The sequence below is a fragment of the Poseidonibacter lekithochrous genome (genome assembly GCF_018861145.1).
Taxonomy (GTDB): Bacteria; Campylobacterota; Campylobacteria; order Campylobacterales; family Arcobacteraceae; genus Poseidonibacter; species Poseidonibacter lekithochrous_A.
The window spans coordinates 91,311-114,521 of sequence record NZ_JAHKQT010000042.1; the positions used below are offsets into that span (position 1 = coordinate 91,311).

General features: G+C 28.3%; 18 protein-coding genes. 9 read left to right on the forward strand and 9 right to left on the reverse strand.

Going from position 1 to position 23,211, the window contains the following annotated elements; genetic code table 11:
- Positions 1-8: 8 nt before the first annotated feature.
- Positions 9-857 (reverse strand): universal stress protein, encoded by an 849-nt coding sequence (locus tag KO488_RS14320; protein WP_216059486.1) that lies wholly within the window; start codon positions 855-857, stop codon positions 9-11.
- Positions 858-1,232: 375 nt separating this feature from the next.
- Here KO488_RS14320 and KO488_RS14325 point away from each other — a divergent pair, with 375 nt between their 5' ends.
- The 4 genes from KO488_RS14325 to KO488_RS14340 all read left to right on the forward strand — a co-directional run bounded on the left by KO488_RS14325 (position 1,233) and on the right by KO488_RS14340 (position 3,187).
- Positions 1,233-1,838 carry a TetR/AcrR family transcriptional regulator gene (locus KO488_RS14325; protein WP_216059487.1) on the forward strand — a complete coding sequence of 202 codons (606 nt, stop codon included), beginning with the start codon at positions 1,233-1,235 and terminating at the stop codon, positions 1,836-1,838.
- Positions 1,838-2,185: a DMT family transporter gene (locus tag KO488_RS14330; RefSeq protein ID WP_228319219.1), complete on the forward strand. Its 348-nt coding sequence runs from the start codon at positions 1,838-1,840 to the stop codon at positions 2,183-2,185. The genes KO488_RS14325 and KO488_RS14330 overlap by 1 nt, the downstream gene beginning before the upstream one ends.
- Positions 2,185-2,499 carry a DMT family transporter gene (locus KO488_RS14335; RefSeq protein ID WP_228319221.1) on the forward strand — a complete coding sequence of 105 codons (315 nt, stop codon included), beginning with the start codon at positions 2,185-2,187 and terminating at the stop codon, positions 2,497-2,499. Before KO488_RS14330 ends, KO488_RS14335 begins: the two co-directional genes overlap by 1 nt.
- A gap of 73 nt (positions 2,500-2,572) precedes the next feature.
- Positions 2,573-3,187: a cupin domain-containing protein gene (locus tag KO488_RS14340; RefSeq protein ID WP_216059488.1), complete on the forward strand. Its 615-nt coding sequence runs from the start codon at positions 2,573-2,575 to the stop codon at positions 3,185-3,187.
- A 28-nt stretch (positions 3,188-3,215) separates the two neighbouring features.
- Here KO488_RS14340 and KO488_RS14345 read toward each other — a convergent pair whose 3' ends face one another.
- From KO488_RS14345 to KO488_RS14370, 6 genes are all read right to left on the reverse strand, one after another.
- On the reverse strand, positions 3,216-5,552 hold the full coding sequence (locus KO488_RS14345) for a molybdopterin oxidoreductase family protein (RefSeq protein ID WP_216059489.1): 2,337 nt from the start codon (positions 5,550-5,552) through the stop codon (positions 3,216-3,218).
- 1 nt (position 5,553) lies between these two features.
- The gene (locus KO488_RS14350) at positions 5,554-7,155 is read right to left on the reverse strand and encodes a DmsC/YnfH family molybdoenzyme membrane anchor subunit (protein WP_216059490.1); all 1,602 of its coding nucleotides are present in this window, start codon (positions 7,153-7,155) and stop codon (positions 5,554-5,556) included.
- A gap of 2 nt (positions 7,156-7,157) precedes the next feature.
- Complete coding sequence (locus tag KO488_RS14355; RefSeq protein ID WP_216059491.1) at positions 7,158-8,753, reverse strand: ferredoxin--nitrite reductase; 1,596 nt, start codon at positions 8,751-8,753, stop codon at positions 7,158-7,160.
- Positions 8,754-8,877: 124 nt separating this feature from the next.
- Positions 8,878-10,869, reverse strand: a complete 1,992-nt coding sequence (locus tag KO488_RS14360; RefSeq protein ID WP_216059492.1) for a molybdopterin oxidoreductase family protein — start codon at positions 10,867-10,869, stop codon at positions 8,878-8,880.
- A gap of 96 nt (positions 10,870-10,965) precedes the next feature.
- Positions 10,966-12,591, reverse strand: coding sequence for a protein kinase domain-containing protein (locus KO488_RS14365; RefSeq protein ID WP_216059493.1), 1,626 nt, complete (start codon positions 12,589-12,591; stop codon positions 10,966-10,968).
- A 14-nt stretch (positions 12,592-12,605) separates the two neighbouring features.
- A complete protein-coding gene (locus KO488_RS14370; RefSeq protein ID WP_216059494.1) occupies positions 12,606-13,886 on the reverse strand; it encodes an MFS transporter in 1,281 nt (426 codons plus the stop codon).
- Between the two features lie 313 nt (positions 13,887-14,199).
- Between KO488_RS14370 and KO488_RS14375 the strand changes: the two genes are divergently transcribed.
- The 3 genes from KO488_RS14375 to KO488_RS14385 all read left to right on the forward strand — a co-directional run bounded on the left by KO488_RS14375 (position 14,200) and on the right by KO488_RS14385 (position 17,376).
- Positions 14,200-15,582 carry a CmpA/NrtA family ABC transporter substrate-binding protein gene (locus KO488_RS14375; protein ID WP_216059495.1) on the forward strand — a complete coding sequence of 461 codons (1,383 nt, stop codon included), beginning with the start codon at positions 14,200-14,202 and terminating at the stop codon, positions 15,580-15,582.
- A gap of 177 nt (positions 15,583-15,759) precedes the next feature.
- Positions 15,760-16,569: a nitrate ABC transporter permease gene (gene ntrB, locus KO488_RS14380; protein ID WP_216059496.1), complete on the forward strand. Its 810-nt coding sequence runs from the start codon at positions 15,760-15,762 to the stop codon at positions 16,567-16,569.
- A gap of 9 nt (positions 16,570-16,578) precedes the next feature.
- Positions 16,579-17,376 (forward strand): ABC transporter ATP-binding protein, encoded by a 798-nt coding sequence (locus tag KO488_RS14385; protein WP_216059497.1) that lies wholly within the window; start codon positions 16,579-16,581, stop codon positions 17,374-17,376.
- A gap of 45 nt (positions 17,377-17,421) precedes the next feature.
- On the opposite strand, the gene KO488_RS14390 is transcribed toward KO488_RS14385, so the two are convergent.
- Positions 17,422-18,504 carry an Opr family porin gene (locus tag KO488_RS14390; RefSeq protein ID WP_216059498.1) on the reverse strand — a complete coding sequence of 361 codons (1,083 nt, stop codon included), beginning with the start codon at positions 18,502-18,504 and terminating at the stop codon, positions 17,422-17,424.
- Between the two features lie 165 nt (positions 18,505-18,669).
- On the opposite strand from KO488_RS14390, the gene KO488_RS14395 reads away from it, so the two are divergent.
- Entirely contained in the window at positions 18,670-19,482 is an 813-nt protein-coding gene (locus KO488_RS14395; RefSeq protein WP_228319223.1) for an ABC transporter ATP-binding protein, read from the forward strand.
- On the opposite strand, the gene KO488_RS14400 is transcribed toward KO488_RS14395, so the two are convergent.
- Positions 19,479-20,702 carry an MFS transporter gene (locus tag KO488_RS14400; RefSeq protein WP_216059499.1) on the reverse strand — a complete coding sequence of 408 codons (1,224 nt, stop codon included), beginning with the start codon at positions 20,700-20,702 and terminating at the stop codon, positions 19,479-19,481. The two genes, KO488_RS14395 and KO488_RS14400, sit on opposite strands and share 4 nt — an antisense overlap.
- 181 nt (positions 20,703-20,883) lie before the next feature.
- Between KO488_RS14400 and KO488_RS14405 the strand changes: the two genes are divergently transcribed.
- A complete protein-coding gene (locus tag KO488_RS14405; protein ID WP_216059500.1) occupies positions 20,884-23,166 on the forward strand; it encodes a cache domain-containing protein in 2,283 nt (760 codons plus the stop codon).
- The last annotated feature ends 45 nt before the right edge of the window (positions 23,167-23,211 follow it).

A 23,211-nucleotide genomic window follows, 5' to 3' on the forward strand; every position in this document is an offset into this window, starting at 1 on the left:
TATCATAACTAATGAGTCATAAAAATTGGTAAAGTAGATTTTTCTAATAGATATCTTGTTGCACCACCAAACATCAATTCTTTAAGACCTTTATGTCCATATGCACCTGCAACAATTAAATCAAAATTACCATCTAATGCTGCATTTAGTAAAGCCTGTCCTGGAATTTTTGTTGTTTCAACAATTTCAAAACTTGCATCAATTTCATGCTCTTTTAAGTAATCAATTAAATTTTGCATAATTTGGGAATCTTCTATATATTGAGGAGAAGATACTATATGAACTCTTTGAGCTTTTTTTAATAAACTAATTGATGAAGTAAGAGCACGTGAAGCTTCTGTTGAATTATTCCATCCAATAATGATTGAGTTCACAGAAAAGTTTTTCATTATTCTAGGGAACATTAATACTGGTTTTCCACTTTTAAGTACGGCAGTTTCAAAAGTAGCTGTTGTAACACCAGAAGGAGGCGCTGCTGCTATAACTAAATCACAAAATTTTGATTCTTGCTCAATTAAAGTACTTCTGATACCTTCTTTAATTTTAAGATAGGCAAAAGCATTTTCTTGCGAAGATGTATCATCTATATTTATACCAATTTTTTTGGCTACTTTTTCAAAAAGTAATTTAAACTCGATGTTTTCATCATCATACTTATTATCTACTACTTCATCAATTTTATTCAAAATATCTTTTGGAAGGGATAATGTCTTATACATATTAATATTTGATTTTAGACCACATTTTAAAATCTCTAGTTTTGTATCTAGAGTTTTTGCAAGTAATAGTGCAGCATATAATCTTTCTTCTAATTCATCTCCTCCACCAATTGGAAAAAATAGTTTTTTATAATTCATAATTTACCCTTCTAAAAGATTTAATGAATTATAGAATAGTAGTCTGTCATGAAACTTGCAATTATTTAATCTCTTAATAAATGATACTAGCATCCAAGAGTTATTTTGTGTTTATGCTATATGCTAGATTTAAGAGAACTACTTTTATATTCCCTAACATCATGTGAAAACATACTTTAAGTTTTAGAGTAATATAAATTTTACATCTGTCGTAAAAGAGATAATTTAAAACAAGTCATGAAAACTATATCTTTATAAGTAATCGACAAAATAGATGACAACTGTTTTAGATAATCACAATTTAGACCAGTGGTTTAATTTTTATAAAAGGATACACTCGTTAAGATTAGACCACTGGTTTATAAAGGAGAAATAATGTCAAAAGAACTTGATAAAAAAAAGTATATTTGTGGAAAAGCATATGATGAATTGATAAAAAACGGTATTAACCAATTTTCATTAAATAAATTTATCTCAATGATAGATATGTCAAAAGGCCAATTTTATTATTATTTTAAAACAAAAGAAGAACTTATATGTAAAGTTATAGATACTAAATGTTATGAAATGTTTAATTATAAATATGAACAAACAAAATTGAAAACTAATTTTCTTGATAAATTGAGTATGTTCTTTTCATTTTTTATAGAAGAAAAAGATCCAGAATTTATTGAATTAGCTAAGTTATTAAAAAGTACATTTCATTTATATATCAACACTGAAAATGGAGATATTCAAAAACTTAATAGAAATTTTTATTATTTACTATTAAAGTATATTGAAGAAATGATTGATGAATTAATAAAAAAAGATTGTTTAAAAGAAAATGCTAAAAAATTCCCACGTAGTATTTTAGCTACAGTAGATGGAATGTATTTACACTCTTTAATGGATACAAACTTTAATTTTAAACATTATTTTTCAGAATATTTACTTGCAATAAATGAGTTGTTAATAAAACATAATAAAGGAGATATTTGATGAATAAATATTGGATGGCAGTTTTTATAGCTACTATTTTTGAAGTTATATGGGTGATTGGACTTAAGTATTCAACAAATATAATAGAATGGATTGGCACTATAATATGCATTCTCTTAACATTTGTTTTATTAACATTTGCAAATAAAAAATTACCCATTGGAACCACTTATACGGTTTTTACAGGTATTGGTACGGTTGGAACAATTTTAGCTGATGTTATATTGTTTAATCAAGAAATAACACTTCTGAAAATTTTCTTCATTATAATGTTAATAATAGGTGTAATTGGATTAAAAATGGTTACAACTAGTAATGAATTAGCACTTGAAAAAGAGAGAATATAATGGAGTGGATTAGTCTTATCCTTGCTGGATGTTGTGAGGTATTAGGTGTATTAATGATGAATTTTTACAAAAAAAAGAAAAATAAACAAGTGTTTTTATTTATTATCCTTTCATTTGGAATGAGCTTTTTTTTCTTATCTTATGCAATGAGAACTTTGCCAATGGGGATTACTTATGCGATATGGACAGGAATTGGTGGAGTAGGAGCTACTCTTATTGGGATAATTTTATATGGAGAACATGCGGGATTGAAAAGATTAAGTTTTATGTCTTTGATTATAATAAGTATAATTGGATTAAAAATTTTAGTATAAAATAATTAGGAATACTTTAATTTAATCTTTCATTATTTACTATATACTATAATAAATAAAAGAGAATATTAAAATGAATCATGATTACGAAAAAAGAGCATTTATAGATACAAATACTATTCAATGGCAAAAAGTAGAAACTAAAGATATATTAAAAAAAATACTAGCCATAAAAGATAAAGAGGAAACTTCATTTATTAAGTTAAATGAAGGTTCTTTTTTAAATCAAACAGAAAAAATAAATAGTGTAGAAATATTTGTAGTAGAAGGTATTTATATTAATGAATACGGAGAACATCCTAAAGGAACTTATTTAAGATTACCTAAAGAGAATGAAGCATTAGCAAAATCAAATGATGGCTGTGTAATTTTTAGAAAGACTAACTTTTTTACAGATACCCAAGAACTAATTATTAATACTAATACTGAAGAATGGTTACAAGGGCAAGGTAATTTAGAAGTGATGCCACTTTATGAACAAACTGCATTGGTAAAATGGCCTAAAGACGAAAAATTTACTCCACATAAACATTGGGGTGGAGAAGAAATAGTTGTATTAGAAGGTACTTTTATAGATGAACATGGAGAATATCCAAAAAATTCATGGCTAAGAAGTCCTCACTTGAGTGAACACTTCCCATATGTAAATGAAGAAACAATAATTTTTGTAAAAACAGGTCATATTTAAACCAGAGAGTTTTGATTTTTTTAGTGAACTATTTCTTACTTACAGAAAACTCTGAATGATCTTTTTCTTTAACCAAAGATGTTTCATGTTTTACAACAATATGTTCCAACTCTCCAGCAATTCCTTCTTCAACAAACTTAATCCCATCTGGTACTTTTATACTATGTAGTTGAACTGCACATTGTTTATAGTTTGGTTCAAAAGATTTAGGGTCAAACTCTGCTTTTGTAATAGTATTGATTAGTTGTTCATTATAATGGAAAGGTACGAAGATATTTCCCTCTCTTACATTTTGAGATTCTCTTACGATTACATCTTTTATTTTTCCTCTAATTGAAGAAATATCAAGTCTTTCACCACTTTTTACTTCAAGTTTTTTAGCATCTTCTGGATTGATTTCTATCCAAGCTTCCGGTGCTAAATCATCTAGTATTGAAATAGTTTTTGTTTTAGTTCTTGTATGCCATTGTTCAACTGTACGTCCTGTATTAAGAATAAGTGGAAATGTGGAGTTTTGAGGTTCACTTAAAGGAAGCCAATCAAGAGCTAATAGTTTTGCTTTTCCATCATCTGTAGGGCAAGGCATATCAACACTGTATAATCTTGGTGTTCCTTTTGGGTTAGCTTCATTACATGGCCATTGAATACCTCCTAATTCTTCTATTAACTCATACGTCATACCCGTATAATCACAAAGTCTTCCAGCACTTACTTTTTTCCATTCATTAAATGCATCAATAGGTTTTTTCCATTTAGGGAAAAGTCTTTCATTTTCACCTTCAAAGTATTTTGAAAATTCTAAAACAATATCAAAATCACTTTTAGTATCACCAAGTGGTTCTACTGCTTTTCTAGCTCTGTTACAACGTCTTTCAGAATTTGTATAAGTACCTTCTTTTTCACTCCATGTAGAAGCTGAGAATACGACATCAGCTTTTAGTGAAGTTTCACTTTTAAAGGCATCTTGAACTACAAGAAGTTCAAGTTTATTTAAAGCACGTCTTAGTTTCTTTTGATCAGGAAATGAGACTAAAGGATTAGTTGCTACTATCCATAAGGCTTTTATTTCACCTGCTTCAATCGCATCAATAATTTGTGGATAAGAATATCCTCTTTTTGTTGGTACATCTTCAAGAGGAACATTTACAATTGTTGCATACTCTTCTCTATCATATGAAGAAGCATAGTTTCTATATCCTGGAATTGATGAAGTAAATCCAGTCTCTCTTGTACCCATAGCATTACATTGTCCTGTAATTGAAAGTGCAGTTGCACCTTTTCTTCCAAGATTTCCTGTAATTAGTGCAAGATTACAAATAGCACTAACGGTATCAGTAGCAATTGAACTTTGATTTACACCCATAGTCCAAGCAGACATTGCAGCTGGTGATTTAGCATATACTCGAGCTAATTCATAAAGATCTTTTACATCTATTCCTGTTGTGATTGCTACTTCTTGTGGAGTATAGTTAGCCATAATATGTTTTCTAAAATCTTTAAACCCAGTTGTTCTCTCACTAATAAACTTTTCATCTTCCCAACCTTGTTCTAAAATGATATAAGCTAAGCCGTTCATAAGTGCTAAATCTGATCTAGGTTTTATAGGAACAAATATATCTGCCATTTTTGCAGTCTTAGAAAATCTAGGATCAATTACTATAATCTTAGGTTTCTTCCCAGTAATTTTTTTATTTTTTGCAATATGTAGTTTTAAAATAGGGTGATTGTCTGCGATATTTGCACCAATTAACATAATAGTATCAGCGTATGAAAAATCTTCATAACATCCAACTGGTCCATCGCTTCCAAAAGTTTGCTTATATCCCATAACAGCACTAGCCATACAAAGTGTTGTATTACCATCATAGTTATTTGTTTTAAGCCCTAATTGTACAAACTTACCAAGAGTATAAAATTCTTCAGTTAATAATTGTCCAGTTGAGATAACTCCTACTGAAGTATTTCCATGCTTAGCTTGTATTTCTTTAAATTTATCACTAGTAGTTTTAAATGCTTCATCCCAAGTAGATTCAACTAATTGACCATTTTTTCTAATCATTGGTTTAGTATATCTATTAGGACTTTGAACCATTTCATGTTCACTTAAACCTTTTGGACAAAGAGTACCTTTATTAACTGGATGTGCAGGATCACCTTTTACATATGTAGGCTTTCCATCTTTGACTCCAATATATAAACCACATCCAACTCCACAATATCCACAAGTTGAACGAATCCATTTATCAGGAGCTTTTTGTTTTGCAACTTTACCAAATACTTTATCATCAACTAGGAAATATTTATCATTTTTGATATCTAGTCCTAAAAAATCTTTTACATTAAAGTTTTTAATTTTTTCTAACATATTAACCCCTTTGATTCCCAGCGAAGAAATTCCCAGCAAGACCTAAAGCCACTGCTGTTTTATAAAATAATAATCTTGATACTACTTCACTTGAAAATGAAATAATAATACTTAACCCTAAAACTAATATAGTAGTTGAGTAATTTCCACTAGCTAGTAATAACATAGCAATTAGAGGTAGTGCTAAAGCACCAATACTTAATGATCTTTCTCTATAATCATTATGTTTAGAAAAGTTCTCTTCATATAAAATCTTTGTTTTATTTAGTTGGTAGAAGTTATCTTCTGTTTCTTCTTCTAACTCTTTATAGAAATCTTTTTGTTTATGAAATTCTTCAAACTGAAGAAACCCTAAAAATAGGGCAAAGGGTAATAGGACACCTGCTGTTGTGTATTCTTGATTTAAAACTAATATTAGTGTTATTAGTAATATTCCTATATATGAAACATAAAAGAATATTTTAGTTGTTTCTTTTTTATTCCAAGAGGGCCTAGCTTTAATTCTATAAATCATAGATTGAGCATAAATACCATATATTCCAATAGCTAATACTCCAAGTTCTACTAGAAGTTTAAATACTTGATTAAATTCAAAAAAGAAAATACCCATTAAGATGACAAGTCCACCTGCATAAACACCAAGTGCTAAAGCTTCTCTACTTAACCATGATGTTTTAATATTCTTCATAGCCGTATATGCAAGGCCAGGTCGACCTAGATGTAAAGCTGACAATGGTAAACCAATAGCTGCTGGAATAAATACAGCAATCATCATCCAAATATTTGGACTTGCAAGATTAAATCCAAGGAAATTTATTAATTCTCCTAAAACTAAAGTAGCAAAACCACCTACAGATATTTGAGTTAAAATAGTCATAAATACTAAAGGCCATTCTGAATGGTTTGGCTTTATTATATGAGCATCTGCAGGAGTTACTTTTTGAGTATTTTCTTCTTCAATTATTGTATATCTTGTTGTAGGTTTAGTAATTTCAATATCTGGTAGATGAGGTGCAACACCTTGTATTGCCATATCTTTTTCTACCCAATCTTTAATATTTACTATTTCAATAGCAATTGCACCTGCAGGACAAGCTTGTACACATGCAGGTGTTTGTCCAACTTCAAGTTTGTCATGACACATATGACATTTTGTAACTATTCCTCTATCTTCATTAAAAACTGGAACTTCATAAGGACAGTTCCATGTGCAGTATTGACATCCAATACATGTATCATCATCATGAAAAACAATTCCATTATCAAGTTTAATATAAGATTCTGTTGGACATCCTTTTAGACATTCTGGATCAACACAGTGATTACATGACATTGAATTAAAATGATTTGTAACTTTTGGAAATATTCCACTTTGTGTTTCACCAACTCTTCTCCATTTAATATCAGCAGGGTTATTATTTTGCTCATTACATGCAACTTCACAGCAATGACAACCTACACAAGCAGTTGCATCAAAGTGAAATCTATATTGTTCTCCCTCTTTGGGTTTTTCTATATCAATACTGTAATTTCCACATTGCATATCTGTATCTGCTTTGTAGTTTAAAAAGTCTTCTAATGGAGTAGTTTCATTTGTACTCATGACTAAAGACCAATTCTTGTTTGAATTTCTTCTATTTCCAAATGAGATAAAACTCTTGTATCAAAACTTTCAAAAGTTTCATTTTCTTTCTTTTCTTCTTTATAAATTGTTAATAACTCTTTTACTACAACTTGTGCTTTTGGTATTGTTACAGCTTTTGTTAATTGCCTTGCTTCTAATATAGATGATGCTGCTTTTCCACCAATAAAAATTTTAACTCCAAAACATGATTTTCCTTCTTCATCTTTTGCTTTTGCACCTTCAAAACCTATATCAGCAACACCATGGATACCACAACCTTTAGGACATGCTGACCAGTACATTCTAACTTTTCCATCTTTTATTGGAATATTTTCATTTAAATAATGAGCCATTTCAATAGCTGTAGGTTTACTTGGAATTACTCCAAAAGAACATTCTTTATTTCCAGGACATGCAATTTGATTGTTAAAATAAATATTGTGGTATGAATCATATTTTTTATAAAGTGCTGAGTTTTTAATATCTTCTATATTTTCTGTATCAGTTATTATGTAAAAACTTTGCTCATATGTTAATCTAATAACACCATCATATTTTTGTGCTAATAAAGCAGCTTCTTTTAAATCACTTCCAGAAAATATTCCCGAAGGAATACCAAAATGAATAGCACTTTTTTTATCTTTAAGTTCAATAGTAGAAGAATCTTCGAGTGTAAACTCATCTTTTACAAGTAATTCTCCAGCTTCAAGAAGTTCAAGTTTTGAGTACTCTTTAATAGACTTTGCAAACTCTTCTAAACTTACTGCATCTAAAAGGAAAGTTAATCTATTTTTATTTCTATTATCTCTAAATCCATAAGTTTTATATAATGAAATTACTGATGCGAATACTTCTTTTACTTGGTGATCTTTAACAAAAAGGTTTAAGTCTCTTGCTTGAACTCCAACTTTACCTCCAAGGTATAAGTTAAATCCCAACTCGCCATTTTTTTTAGCTAATGCGAAAGCACAGTCATTACCAAAAATATTACATGTATTTACACTATCACCTAAAATAGCAATATTAAATTTTCTAGGAAGTGTTCCCATCCAAGCTTCTTGTTTCAAAAATACAGATTGTATCTCTTTAAGTAATGGAATAGTTTCTATTGGAGATGTTTTTGAATATCCATCAAGTGGTGATGTTACAACACCTCTAAAGTTATCACCTGCACATTGAGTTGCAGATATTCCCACAGAGTTTAAATCTTTTAATAAATCTGGAAGTTCATTAAATTTTAAATATCTAAATTCAACTTGTCCTCTAGTTGTAATATCAATATAGTCATTTCCATATTTTTTTGAACATTCTGCAAGTTTTAAAGCTTGTTTAACTGACAATTGTCCACCTGGAATTCTAATTCTAATTACAAAAGTATCACTTGTACCTTTATCATATAATCCTAGACATTTTAAGAAGTGTTTAGTATGACTGTCTGTTACCGTTTCTTCGTAAGCTCCCTTACAAAATTCTTCAAAAGATTTAATAAAATCTATAGGATTTTGTTCAGATTTCATTTTTTCAATTTTATTAATTTTCTTATTTCTTAAATTATGTGCTTCTTCTAAAACTTTCATATGCCAAACTCCAAATATATTATATATAGAAGTTTAGCAATAAATTTATGTAGAATTAAACTTAAACTATATAAAAAATAGACATATAAATAATTTATATGATAAAATTAATGTAAAATTAAGCTTAAAGTATTTTTTCAATTTTTACTGCAGAGTGATTATAGTCCGGTTGAAAGGATTCTTTATCTAATAAATCATTTGTTAAGTAATTTATTCCTCTATGGCTTACTGGTATAAAAACAGTGTCTTCTTTGATAGTTTCTGTAATTAAAGCTTTAGATTCTATTTCTCCTCTAATTGAAGAAATTTTAATAAAGTCTCCATCTTTTATATCAAAAGCCTTTGCATTTTTAGGATGAATTTCACAGAAGTTTAACTCTTTAAATTTTAAAAGAGTTCTTGGGAGATTTGTTTTTGTTCCACTATGCCATTGATCTCTTGTTCTACCTGTTAGAAGAATAAGTGGATAGTTTAGGTTTGTTTTTTCACTAAGAAGTTTATTTTGCACAAAATGAAGATTTGCTTTTTTATTTTCTGTAAAAAACTCTTTATCTGTTCTAATTTTTTCACCCCAAATAAAGGGTTCTTTTTTTAAATTTTCATATGAAGTTTCATGAATATTTAAATGTGGATTTAATTTAGTCATTTCTTGAAACTCTTCAAATATGTCTTGGGCAGATGAATACTTAAACTCATTTTCAAATCCTAGTTCACATGCAAGTAATTGAAAAATTTCCCAATCTGTTTTACAATCAATTGAAGATCTTGTTAGTTTTTCTTGTTTTGTGATTGTTCTATCTAGGTTTGTTTGTGTTCCTTCTTTTTCTCCCCAAGGAGCTGCAGGAAGTTTTATATGTGCAAAGTTTGATGTTTCAGAATTATCATATGCATTTAGTTCAACTACCATTGGAATTTTTTGGATCTGTTCTTCTACTTTATTTCTATTTGGTAAATGATAAACAGGATCTGTATGACAAATAATTAATACATCTAAATTTGCATTCATCATTTGGGTTGCAGTAAGTCCTGGTTTTTTATCTATATTTTTTGTATTCCAAAATTTAGAAACTTTTTTGATTGATTCTGAATCAAAACCTAAATGAACAGCAAGCATAGTTGAAAGTCCGCCAACTTCTCTACCTCCCATTGCATTTGGTTGGCCTGTTAGAGAAAATGGTCCATTTCCAGGTTTGAATATTTTTCCAGTTAAAAGATGAGTATTAATTAAAGCAAGATTTTTATCAACTCCTTGAGAAGATTGATTTAATCCCATTGTCCAAGCTGTTATAATATTTGTATTTTCTTTATATAAAAGCCAAAACTGTTCAAATTGTTCTTTTGTTAGACCTGTTCTTTTTAGCATTTTAGTTACGGGAATTCTTTTGAATTTATTTGTTAATAATTCATAATTATTAACATGAGTTTTTATAAACTCTTGATCAACAAGTCCTTCATCAATTATTCTTTTTGAAACTAAATTAAAAAAATCTATATCACTATTTGGTTTTAAAGGAAGATGTAAATCTGCAATTTTTGCAGTATCTGTAAATCTAGGATCGATTACAATTATTTTAAGACCTGCTTTTTTTGCTCTTTTTATTCTATTATGAAATACAACATGAGCTTCAGCTGTATTTGCCCCTGCAAGTATAAGTAAATCTGCTTTATGAACATCTTCCATCCGTACAGGAACATAGTCTATACCAAAAGCTTTTTTATGAGCACTTACCGCACTTGACATACAAGTTCTACTATTAGTATCGACATTATTAGTTCCAATAAAACCTTTTCCTAACTTATTTGCAATATAGTAATCTTCAGTTAGAAGTTGTCCTGATAAATAAAAGCCTATTTTTTCTTTTGAAGTTTTTTTGATTTTATTCGCAATTGTAGATATTGCATTTTCCCATGAAATGATTTTATATTCGTTTTTAATATTTTCTCTTATTTGAGGTCTTAATAATCTAGATGGTGTTTGGATACTAACTAATTCAGAAATACCTTTTGAGCAAAGTTTACCTTCATTTGTTGGATATACTACATCTCCAATTAATTTATTTTCATCAAATTCTAAACCACATCCAACTCCACAGTAACCACAAACTGATCTTATCATTTCTTTAACCTTAACTTCTATTATGTTTAATATATAGTCAAAATTATACTGTATATTAATGTAAAATTAAGAAAATAATGTATAAAAAATATACTTTTAAAGTAATTTCATTAGTAAGATAAAGTTAAGAATTAAAAGAAAATAGAAACCAAATTTATACACTTTTAAAGGGTTCCTTTCTATTAAAGGTGTGTTTTTATTAAAAAAAGCTGGTACTTTATTGGGATTATCAAGTTCATATTTCATTAATGAATAATTAGAATATCTAAGTTCATCATCGGCGCAAGTGGATCTTAAAATTACATTTTCTAACCATTGAGGAATATTTTTATTATATTTTTGAGGTAGTTTTATACTTTTAAATGTAGGGTTTTGGAAAGGTTCAATTTCGCCATAAGGATATTTTTGTGTTAGGGCTTCATATAATGTAACGCCAATTGAATAAATCTCTGTTTTTTCATTTATTGCGGATTCTTTAAATCTTTCAGGTGCAAGATAAGAGGCGGTTCCTGCTTTATTAGTAATAGAAAATACTTCTGTAATAGAACCAAAATCAATAACTTTAAAAATTCTTTTCTCATCTCTTTGCATAACAATAATATTTTCAGGTTTAATATCTCCATGGACAAGGTTATATTTTAATAAATACTGACTCATTGCTAAAAGAGTTTTTGTAAGAGTAATTGCATCATCAACAGACAATGTTCTTTTTTTAAGGTATTGTTTTAGTGTAATACCATCGAGTTTTTTCATAATATAATAACGTGAAGTTCTATCTTGTGGTACTTCAGAGTTTGGGAAAAAACCAGCTTTTAATCTTTTTGCATTCCACACTTCTTTAATATATAAATCTAAAATCTCGTCATTTTCTAAGGCCTCATAAGGTGCAAACTTTATAACATATTCTTCTTCATTTTTTTCACAAACCCATGTTCTATCATTTTGAATTAAAGATAATGTTAATTTATATCCATCAATAACATCACCTTTTTTTAACTTTTTAGGAATAGTTAACTTTAGTTGTTTCATTTTTTCTATTTCATCAGTGTCATTAACTTCTAAAACAACAGCACTTGTGTCATCGGGAAGTTTATCTTCCATTAAAGAACTAGCTTTTTTCACTATACTATAAGCACCATTTTCTAAATGATTTATAATCATATTTTCACTCATAACAGAATAAAGACCATCACTACATAATAGAATTTTGTCATCTTTTTCAATATTATTTTCAAAATAAAATATCTCAACATCTTTATCAATACCTATTGCATCAGTTAATACACTAGCCATTCCTTCTTCATTATGGTCATGTGAAAGTTGAGATAATTCTTTATTTCTAAATAAATAGATTCTGCTATCTCCAACATTTGCACCATAAAGTCTATTTCCTTTTATAACTGCTACTGTAACAGTTGTTACCATTTCAGGACGTTCATAGTCCTGAATAGATTGGGCATATAAAATTGAATTAATTGATGTAATAAAACTTTTTATAGCTTTTTCAATACTCCAAGTTTTTGGAATATTTTTAAAATTAGTAACTATATGTTGAGCTACTTTTTTAGCTGCTTGGGCACCTGCTTCTGCAGAACCCACTCCATCACAAAGAACAGCAATTGTTAAGTCATTAAATTGTTTAATCTCATAGTAATCATCTCCTACAATTTCTTGTCTTTTTGCAAGAGAAAATCCAGAAGTTTTAATGTTATTTTTACTCAAGTTTTTGCCTTTTTTTATATTCTACCACCAGCTTGTACTCCCCAAGTAGTTCTCCATCTAGTTTTTACAAGAGATATTCCTGAAATTGCAATAAATACAACAAGAGCAAAGATTAAGAATCCAGCAGTGTATCCATCAAATGCACCTTTTGACCAACCAAGAGTTTTAATTAGTGCAGTACCACCAAGTCCTCCTGCACATCCTACAATACCAGTCATAATACCAATATCTTTACCAAATCTTTGAGGAACTAGTTGGAATACGGCACCATTTGCCATACCAAGATTTGCCATAATTAAGAATAATACTAAAATAGCAACAGCAAATGGTAACGCCATAGTTGCATTTATTATTGCTAATAAGGCTACAGTTCCATAAAAATAGTATAAAGATCTAACTCCACCAATTTTATCAGCAATTGCTCCACCAACAGGCCTTAATACAGCACCTGCAAAAATACATAAAGCACCAAAGTATCCAGCAATTACTTTCACATTCCCTTCATCTAATACATCAAGTCCAAATGCTGACATATCAACTTGATAGGTATTCATTAAATAAACTTTCATATATCCAGCAAATCCTACAAATCCACCAAATGAAACGGCATAGAATAAGCAGAACCACCATGTATCTTTATCTTTTAAAAGTTTACCATAGTCTTTTAATTTCTTTGGATTCTTTTTATATACATCTTCAGGAGCATCTTGTGCTAAGAAGAAATATGCAATTAAAACAATTATTGCCATAAATGCTCCAACTCCAAATACTGATTCCCATCCCCAAATTTCTGCAATTTTTGGAGCAAATAAGAAATCAATAACAACCCCAATATTACCAGCTCCAGCAATTCCTAATACAACACCTTGAAGTTTAGGAGGATACCATTGACCAGCTTGTGGAAGTGCAACTGCAAATGAAGCTCCAGCAAAACCTAAACCAAGTGCAACTATTAGTAATTGATTATAAGAAATTTCATTTCCTAAAAAGTATGCTGTTAATAGTGCAGCAATTACAATAGTTTGTGACATAAGTGCTGTTAATTTAGCCCCTAATTTATCAACACCAAATCCTAATAGAACTCTTAATATTGCTCCTGAAAGAATAGGAAGAGAAAGTAAAGTAGCTTTTTCACCTGCTGTCATTATATGTCCAGTTAAAGCTAAAGCTTCTGCAATTTCTGTACTTAATGGACCTAGCATTGTCCAAACCATAAAACTCATGTCAAAGTATAAAAAGGCCATAAACAATGTTGGTGCATGTCCTTGACCTCTTAAATCTTTTAATCCTGCCATTTTATTCCTTTAATGTAATTATAAGTTTATTATATAGCTCGTAGATAAGAATCATTACTTTTATATGTATATTTTATATCCAATTCAATAATATAAAAGTTTATTACATAAAAATTCATGAAATATTAAGTAAAAAATTACAAAATAAAATATAAATAGCTATTTTAAGGTATTTCTATAATTTATTTAAAATTTATTAATGTAATCTTAAGTTTTAATGTATATAAAATATCCATAAAATTGTATATTATCTCATTTCTCTGTGTTACTATTAAAGATGAAAAACATTTATATTAATCAAAAGGAGAAAAAGATGATTAAGCAGGTTCTAAAAATTGGGTTAGGTGTATCTATTGTTGCAAGTACATTATTAGCAGCTCCAGAGAAAACAAAATTAAAAATAGGTTTTATTGCATTAACTGATTGTGCTCCATTAGTAATAGCAAAAGAAAAAGGTTTTTTTGAAGCAGAAGGTTTAGATGTACATGTTGCAAAAGAAGGGGGAGGTTGGCCTGGAATTCAACAAAAAGTAATTTCTGGTGAATATGACTTTTCTCATGCACTTGCAGGTATGCCAATTGCTGCAACTTTAGGGATCAATGGGAATGCCCATTTACAAGCTTTATTATCTTTAGACTTTAATGGTAATGCAATTACATATGGTAATGATATTATTGAAAAAATGGAAGAGTTTGGATTAGATAAAACTGAACGTCCTGTTACTGCTGATTCTTTGAAAAAATATATTGATTCAAAAAGAGCAAAAGAGGGTAAAAACTACCAACCTTTAAGTTTTGGTATGGTTCATCCTGTTTCTACACATAACTATGAATTAAGATACTGGATGGCTTCATCAGGAATTAGACCTGATCAAGATTGTACTATTAAACCTTTCCCACCTCCTACAATGCCTTCGAATTTAATTGCAGGTAATATTGAAGGTTACTGTGTTGGTGAACCATGGAATTCAAGAATAGTTCTTAAAGGTAAAGGTTCTGCACTAGTTACAAATTATGATATTTGGAATAATAATCCAGAAAAAGTTTTACAAGCAAGAGCTGATTTTGTTAAAAAGAATCCAGAAACTACAAAAGCAGTTATGAGAGCGGTTATTAAAGCCCAAAAATGGTTAGATGCATCTTGGGAAAATAGAGAAGAAGCTATTGGTTATTTAGCTAAAAGAAATTATGTAAATGCTCCAAAAAATGTATTAAGAAAATCAATGTCAGGAACATTCCTTTATAACAAAGGTGTAGATTCTGCTAATCCTATGTTTAATGTATTTGCAAATAATTATGCATCATATCCATTCTATTCACATGGTATGTGGTTTGTTACTCAAATGTATAGATGGGGACAACTTGATAAAGCAGTAGATATGAAAGCTTTAATTGAAAAAGTTTATAGACCAGATTTATTTGCGCAAGTTGCAAAAGAAGTTAATTATACATTACCTCCAAGTGCTTGGAAAAAAGATGGTGTTGATGAATATAATAAGTTTTTAGATGGAAAAGTTTGGGATCCAAACAAAGCTGTTGATTATATCTTTGATGTAAAAGTTCAGAATTCATTAGTTTCAAAAGAAGATTTAATGAAAGTTAATAACTGGAAAGTTGAAACAAAACAACCAAAATATGAGTGTCACTATGGACCTGCTGGTTGTGCAGATCCAAAATATGTGACAACTGGAAAATAAAAGACACGAGTTTGTTTTTTATCAGTTGGAACCCGAAGGTGATGCACATTAGTACCACCAAGGGCGAGGCAAGTATGAAAAGATAAAGTTCTAAACTTTGTCTTTTTACATGCCTAACTTCAATAAAGTTTTAATTACAGATTTTAGGCATATAAAAGAACAAAATAAAGGTAAAAGATGAATAAAGAAATATATAAAAAGATACTATTTCCATTTATAGTATTATTAGTTTTAATTCAAGTTTGGTCAGGTTTAGCCTCAATTGTAGAGGATTTTCCAACGCCTAGTGATACATATGTCTATGCATTTGGTGGTGTTACTGCTGATGGTGATGAAATTGAGGGTGTTTTATCAGACCCTTTTTATATTGAAAATCAAGATGACAAAGGTTTGTTTTGGCAGATATTAGCATCATTAGAGAGAGTATTTGCAGGTTTTGTTTTAGCTATTATTGTAGGAGTTCCTATTGGATTACTTGTAGGAATGAGTAAGAACTTTCAATATGCATTAGAGCCATTTATTCAGATATTCAAGCCAGTTTCACCACTAGCTTGGCTTCCTTTATTACTATTTGTTTTTCAAGATATTAATACAACTGCAATATCAACGATTTTTGTTACATCAATCTGGCCAATTATTATAAATACTGCTTTAGGTGTTAAAAATGTTAATGAAGATTATTTAAATGTTGCAAAGGTATTACAGTTTACTTCTTTAGAAAAGATAACAAAAATTATATTACCTGTTGCTGTTCCTTATATATTTACGGGTATGAGATTATCTTTAGGAATTGCATGGTTAGTTATTGTTGCAGCTGAGATGTTAACAGGTGGTATTGGTATTGGATTTTGGATTTGGGATGAATATAATAATCTAGCTTATCACAATATTATAATTGGTATTATACTTGTTGGTTTGATTGGATTTATGTTAGATGTAATAATGGGAAAAATTGCAGATTATTTTGATTATAGAAAAAGAGCGTAGGGATAAAAAATGAGTGATAATAAATTTTTAGAATTAGAAAATATACATAAAAGTTTCCCTCTTGGTGGTGGAAAAGAATATGTTGCAGTTGTTGATGTAAATGTTAAGATTGCAAAGAATGAAATAATTTCAATTATTGGACATAGTGGGTGTGGTAAATCAACACTATTAAATATGATTGCAGGACTTGACGCACAAACTAAAGGTAATATTATTTTAAATAATAAAGAGATAATAGGACCAGGACCTGAACGTGCTGTTGTTTTTCAAAATCACTCTTTATTACCATGGTTGAGTGTATATGAAAATATAGAAATGGCAGTAAAAAAAGTTATGCCTGAATTATCATCTTCTGAATTAAGAGCAAGAGTAGAAAAATTTGTTTCAATGGTAAATTTAGACCATGCAAAAGATAAATATCCAGGTGAAATTTCAGGTGGAATGAAGCAAAGAGTTGGGATTGCTAGAGCATTATCAATTAAACCAGATGTTTTACTTATGGATGAACCTTTTGGTGCATTAGATTCTCTTACTCGTGCAAATTTGCAAGAACATTTAATGAGAATACAACAAAGTGTTCAGAATACTGTAATTATTATTACACATGATATTGATGAAGCAGTTTTATTAAGTGATAAAGTAATTATGATGACAAATGGACCAGAAGCTACAATTGGTGAAATTTTAGAAGTAAAGTTAGACAGACCTAGAAATAGAGTTGAGCTACAAAGTGATCCTGAGTATATTAGATGTAGAGAAGCAATTTTGAGTTTTCTTTATGAAAAATTTGCAAAAGATGATGAATAGAAGATTCTATAAAAAAGGGAAAAGTTTAACTTTTCCCTTTTTTTACTAAAAAGAGTATGCTAAAGTTGCAGTGATTTTATTATAATCATCACCACTATCTTGTGCATTAACATCTACAAAAAGTAAACCTGTTGATAAATTATCAGTGATATTATAATCAGCAGTAATATTTAATTCTTTTTCTTTATTTTGTGCATATTTTGTTTGTCCATAAATTGAAGCCAATTCAATTCCTGCAAGTTCATAGCTTAACGCTAAGTAAGTAGTATCTGCATCTGCTTCATATACTTGGTTACCATCTTCCAGTGGATTAATATTCTCACCAGCAGCAGCTTCCATACTTCCAATTCCTGCATCTTTATCAGTTTTAATATATCCGAGATTTAAACTTAAACCAGCAACACTAGTTCTAGCATCAACGTGCATAATTTGTCCATCTTCTGCTCCTGTTTGATCTTCATTAGAAGCAGCAATATGTCCAGTTACTCCAAAACTATCTACATCATAATCAGCTTTAAGACCATACCAACTAGCAGTATCATTTGCATGATAATAATAAGGATTAATAACTAAACCTTTAATACCTTCATATTTTACGTCTAAAACATAAGCTCCATCATCATTATTTACTTTATCAAATGTTTCTAAAGCTGCATCAGCATCTGCTACAGCAACTCTTTTTGTATATCCTAAAGTTATTGTAGTATTAGTAATTGCAGTAATACCTAACATTGCAGCTTCATGGAAGTCACTCATCCATTCTAAATCAACTTCTTGACGACCAACAGTTAAATTTGCTTGCTCATTTCCATAAGAAATATTGGCAGTATGTAATATTGTTTTGTCTGTTTCTCCATAATCTCCATTTTCAACTTCTGAAAAATCATGATTTCCTCTAAAACCAACAGATGCTTTAAAGCCATTAAAATCAGCTGTTTCATATCCAAGTCCAATTGATCCAGATGTAAAACCTGAATCAGGATTATTTCCTTTTAAATCTGATTTTTCAGCATATAATGTTATATCTCCGATAATAGTTCCATTTTTAATAGAAGAGTTAATAGAATCATTTGCAAACATACTACTAGATAGAAGTAATGCAGCTGCTGATAAGTGTGAAATTTTCATGTATTTATTCCTTTTTGATAATTAATCTCAGAATAGTAGCTTTATGAAACTTAATTTTAGATAATAGTAATAATAGTTATCAATATAATAAATATTATCTAATGAATAATATAAAAAAAAATGATAAAATTAAGATAAATAAAAACAAAAAAAGAGGATATTATTTTGAATAATACAGATGAAAATCTAAATACAATAATAGATTTCGAAAATATATATGTAAGTTATGATGTTAAGCCAGTACTTGAAAATATAAATTTAAAAATAAAAGAAAAAGAGCATTGGGTGATTTTAGGTTCAAATGGAAGTGGAAAATCTACATTAATTAAACTTATATCAAACGATCTTTACCCAAATACAAAATATACATTTAAAAAAGAGATATTTGGACAAAATAGATGGAGTATCTTTGATTTGAAAAAAAATCTTGGAATTATTACTAATGATTTACATAATTATTTTGAAAAGCAAGGAAGTTTTTTAAGTGCTTATGAAGTGATTTTAAGTGGACATTTTAGTACAATTGGAGTTTTTAAACATCAAGATTTTACTCAAGAACAACACGATAAAGCTTTAGAGGTTTTAGATTTTTTAGAAATTTCAAAGATGAAAGATAAAAAAGTAAGTCAAATGAGTACGGGACAATTAAGACGTTGTATTATAGGACGAGCACTTATTCATAATCCAAAAGCATTTATTTTAGATGAACCAACAGTAGGACTTGATATAAAAGCTCAAAACAATTTTATTAAGCTAATTCAAAAGCTTTCAAGTAAAGCATCTATTATTCTAGTGACTCATCATATTGAAGAAATTTTCCCTGAGGTTTCAAATGTTGCACTTGTATATAATAATACTATTTATAAGCAAGGTAAAAAAGATGAAGTATTAAATTCTGATAATTTATCCGAGATTTTTGAAATAGATATTAAACTTGAAAAAGAAAATGAGAGATATTATATAAAAAGTATAAGCTAAGGATTTATACTTTTATATACTATATTTACATATGTTAATAATATTGTAGCAATTATTGTTACTACTAATAAAAATATAGTAGAAAATGTTCCTCCATAATTTTCAAGCATAAAAGCAAAAGAAAAAGGAACGGTTGATGTCATAATTAAACGAAAAAAGTTTAGTTTCCCAGTTGTTTTTCCATATCCATCTTTACCAAAAAGATACAAAGGTAAAGTGCCCCTAATAATATCACTTAAACCTTGTCCTGCTCCATATAATAAAACAAAAACTAGTGCAATAGTAATTGAATATCCACTAAAAAGTAATGCAAACAACCCAAGGGACATTAAAAAAGTTGAGAAAATAGCGGAATGAATTGGAGTTATATATTTTGAAAATAAAATTTCAAAAACTCTAATTCCCACTTGGGAGGGTCCAATTAATGCACCCAAAGTAATAGCTAGGGATATTTCAATTCCAAAACTCTTAAAAAGTGTCAAAAACTGTGTTTGCATTACTGTAATTGGTATTGCAATTAAACTAAAAGCAATAGATAATAAAATGAAAGTATTTCTTTTATGTAAGTTTTCTAAATAAATAAATTCTTCTATTTCTTCATCATCTTGTTCATGTTTTACAATTAAATTAGGCTTGAGTATAAAAAAATGAATAGGTAAAGCTATTAATATATTTAGCAAAGATAATATCTGATAAACTTCTCTCCATGAAATCATTGTTAGTAAATAACTTATTAGAGGCCAAAATATAGTAGATGCGAATCCTGCAATTAATGTAACTTGAATAATAGGTAATCGAGCTTTATTGCCAGCAATTTGAGCAAAAGCGATAAAAGCAGATTCATAGAGTACAAAAACAGAAACCAGTTGCAAAAAAAGTATAGCAATTATATATTCAAGTTTTGAATCAATCATTGAAAGATTATATAATCCAATTGCACTTAAAACTGAGCCAAAACTCATAATTCCTCTAGCTCCATATTTATCTAGAAGTTTTCCAATTTGAGGAGCAATTAATCCTCCTAGTAATATGCCAAGAGATAAAATTCCAAAAATAAATGATTTAGTCCATAAAAATTCTTTTGCAAATTCTTCAGACATTATTGCAAATGAGTAATATAAAGTTCCATAACCAATAGTCATAGTTGTACCTAATCCAATTACTGATTTAGCTGTACCTTTGACAAATATTTTTTGATTAAGTTTTTTTATATAATTCATTTTAATATCTTCTTCTTTAATTTAGAATGATGATATAACATTATTCTTTAATATCATGAATTTGAGTAAATAAAGTGGATAAAATATGAAGAAATAAGTTTTAATTATTATTTAGCTATTTACTGATATTAATTAAGAAATAATCTTATATACTATAAGTAAAAAGAATATGAGAGAGTTTATGAATAAAAAAGTTAATAACTTATTAAACATTATAAAATACACACCTCCTATTATAATTGTTTTAACATGCATCATCGTAATATTCATAATGTACGAGGAACAAGAACGAGATTTTAAGACTGAAAAATTATTCGTTGAAACAGAGTATATAAATATTGAGAAAGATACCTTATACTCAAATATAAATACGATTTTTAATTATATAAAAAATGAAAAACGAACAACAGAAGAACTATTAAGAAAAGATTTAAAAAGTAAAATAAATAATGTTTATCAAATTACTACAAATATATATCTTAAAAATAAAGATACTTATTCAAAAGATGAAATAATTAAGCAAATTAAAAATGCAATAGAAACTATTCGCTTTAATGAAGGAAGAGCATACTTTTCTATTCATAATATGAATGGGGTAAATATATTAGAACCAATAAATCCCCAACTTGAAGGAAAAAGTTTATTAAATATAAAAGATAATAAAGGTAATTATCCTATGCGTCAAATTATTGAAGTTTTAAAGACGCAAGAGGAATCCTTCTTAGATTGGTACCATTTTAAAGAAAATGATAAGTCAAAAGAATTTAAGAAAATAGAACTTGTAAGAAAATTTGAGCCGTATAATTTAATCATATCAACCTCTATATATTTAGATGAGTATGAAGAAAACTTAAAAAAGAAAATTTTAAATCAAATATCAAAATTTCAATATAAGAATGATGGGTATATTTTTTTAATTGATTTTAAAGGAAATGTACTTCTTCATCCATCAAAAAAAGCTAGAAATCATAATATATCAAAAGAAGAAGAATTCTCATATATGAATGATTATATTAAAGATTTAATTTCAAAAGAAGAGAAAAATGCAGGAAGTTTTATTTCTTTAAAACCAACAGTAACGGATAATAAAGATACAAAAGAAACTAGAGTCATTTTCTCAAAAAGGTTTGATGATTGGGAATGGGTTATTGGAACAAGTTTTAAATTATCTGATGCAAATAAAATTATAGAAAAAAGAAAGTTAAATATAGAAAAACAATATAGTAGTTATAAAAGAGATGTTTTATTATATGGATTTTTATTTACTATTGTATTACTTATTGTTTCATTTTTCGTAGCAAGATTAATAGAGAAAAAGATTTTAAGTTACAAAAAAAATTTAGAAAAGCAGATTTTTAAAAATGTAACTCAAAAAGAAAACTTATTAAAAGCTCAACAAATTGCTAATATAGGAGATTGGAAATTAGATTTAAGTACGTATAAGGCTTATTGGTCAAATGAGTTTATTCGTATGTTTGGAGTTGAAAATGTAGATAAAAAAAATTTCGGACCAGAATATATAAAAACATTAATAGTCAAAGAAGATGTACATTATTTTGAGAATTCTCTTAATAACTGTATTAAAACAGGGGAACAACATAACTGCATATATAGAATTAATAGACCAGATAATGATATAAGATGGATTAACTGTAGAGCTGAAATAAATAAAGACAAAACTTTTATTATGGGTACAGTACAAGATATAACTGATTCAAAGAAATTAGAATTGGAAAAAGAACAACAATCTGAATTATTATATCAACAAAGTAAAATGGCATCAATGGGTGAAATGATAGGGAATATAGCACATCAATGGAGACAGCCATTATCTACTATTACAACTGCATCTACAGGTGCAAGATTACAAAAAGAGATGAATTGTTTATCAGATAAAGAGTTGGATGATACTTTTGTAACTATTAATAATTCTGCACAATACCTTTCTCAAACTATTGATGACTTCAGAGGTTTTTTTAATCCTAAAAATAGTATTCTCAACGAATTCAAAATAGAAAATACACTAACAAAAACTTTAAAATTAATTGATGCTCAGTTTAATGTAAGTAATATAGAAATTATAAAAAATATAGAAAACTATGAATTATTATCAATAGAAAATGATCTAATACAAGTTTTAATAAATATACTTAATAATGCTAAAGATGCATTAATTACTAAAGATGAAATAAGAAGATTAATTTTTATAAATACATATAAAAAAGAAGATGCTTTGTATATAGAAATAATAGATAATGCAGGAGGAATCGAAGATAATATTATTGATAGAATTTTTGAACCATATTTTACTACAAAATATAAATCACAAGGTACGGGTATAGGATTGTATATGAGTGTAGAGATTATAACAAAACGTCTAAATGGTAATATAGAAGTAAGGAATGAAACTTATGATTTTGACGGTATTTCATATACTGGTGCAAAATTTATTATCAAAATATAATAATTAAATCCTTTGGTTTTAGTTCTTTTATTATATTATAATATC

What these genes read in the sequence shown, in the direction of transcription:
- KO488_RS14345 (WP_216059489.1), bottom strand. Translation starts at nt 5,552, where the DNA reads ATGTTAGAAAAAATTAAAAACTTTAATGTAAAAGATTTTTTAGGACTA.
- KO488_RS14400 (WP_216059499.1), bottom strand. Translation starts at nt 20,702, where the DNA reads ATGAATTATATAAAAAAACTTAATCAAAAAATATTTGTCAAAGGTACA.
- KO488_RS14320 (WP_216059486.1), bottom strand. Translation starts at nt 857, where the DNA reads ATGAATTATAAAAAACTATTTTTTCCAATTGGTGGAGGAGATGAATTA.
- KO488_RS14405 (WP_216059500.1), top strand. Translation starts at nt 20,884, where the DNA reads ATGAATAAAAAAGTTAATAACTTATTAAACATTATAAAATACACACCT.
- KO488_RS14390 (WP_216059498.1), bottom strand. Translation starts at nt 18,504, where the DNA reads ATGAAAATTTCACACTTATCAGCAGCTGCATTACTTCTATCTAGTAGT.
- KO488_RS14360 (WP_216059492.1), bottom strand. Translation starts at nt 10,869, where the DNA reads ATGATAAGATCAGTTTGTGGTTACTGTGGAGTTGGATGTGGTTTAGAA.
- ntrB (WP_216059496.1), top strand. Translation starts at nt 15,760, where the DNA reads ATGAATAAAGAAATATATAAAAAGATACTATTTCCATTTATAGTATTA.
- KO488_RS14355 (WP_216059491.1), bottom strand. Translation starts at nt 8,753, where the DNA reads ATGAAAGTTTTAGAAGAAGCACATAATTTAAGAAATAAGAAAATTAAT.
- KO488_RS14375 (WP_216059495.1), top strand. Translation starts at nt 14,200, where the DNA reads ATGATTAAGCAGGTTCTAAAAATTGGGTTAGGTGTATCTATTGTTGCA.
- KO488_RS14385 (WP_216059497.1), top strand. Translation starts at nt 16,579, where the DNA reads ATGAGTGATAATAAATTTTTAGAATTAGAAAATATACATAAAAGTTTC.
- KO488_RS14340 (WP_216059488.1), top strand. Translation starts at nt 2,573, where the DNA reads ATGAATCATGATTACGAAAAAAGAGCATTTATAGATACAAATACTATT.
- KO488_RS14335 (WP_228319221.1), top strand. Translation starts at nt 2,185, where the DNA reads ATGGAGTGGATTAGTCTTATCCTTGCTGGATGTTGTGAGGTATTAGGT.
- KO488_RS14370 (WP_216059494.1), bottom strand. Translation starts at nt 13,886, where the DNA reads ATGGCAGGATTAAAAGATTTAAGAGGTCAAGGACATGCACCAACATTG.
- KO488_RS14330 (WP_228319219.1), top strand. Translation starts at nt 1,838, where the DNA reads ATGAATAAATATTGGATGGCAGTTTTTATAGCTACTATTTTTGAAGTT.
- KO488_RS14325 (WP_216059487.1), top strand. Translation starts at nt 1,233, where the DNA reads ATGTCAAAAGAACTTGATAAAAAAAAGTATATTTGTGGAAAAGCATAT.
- KO488_RS14350 (WP_216059490.1), bottom strand. Translation starts at nt 7,155, where the DNA reads ATGAGTACAAATGAAACTACTCCATTAGAAGACTTTTTAAACTACAAA.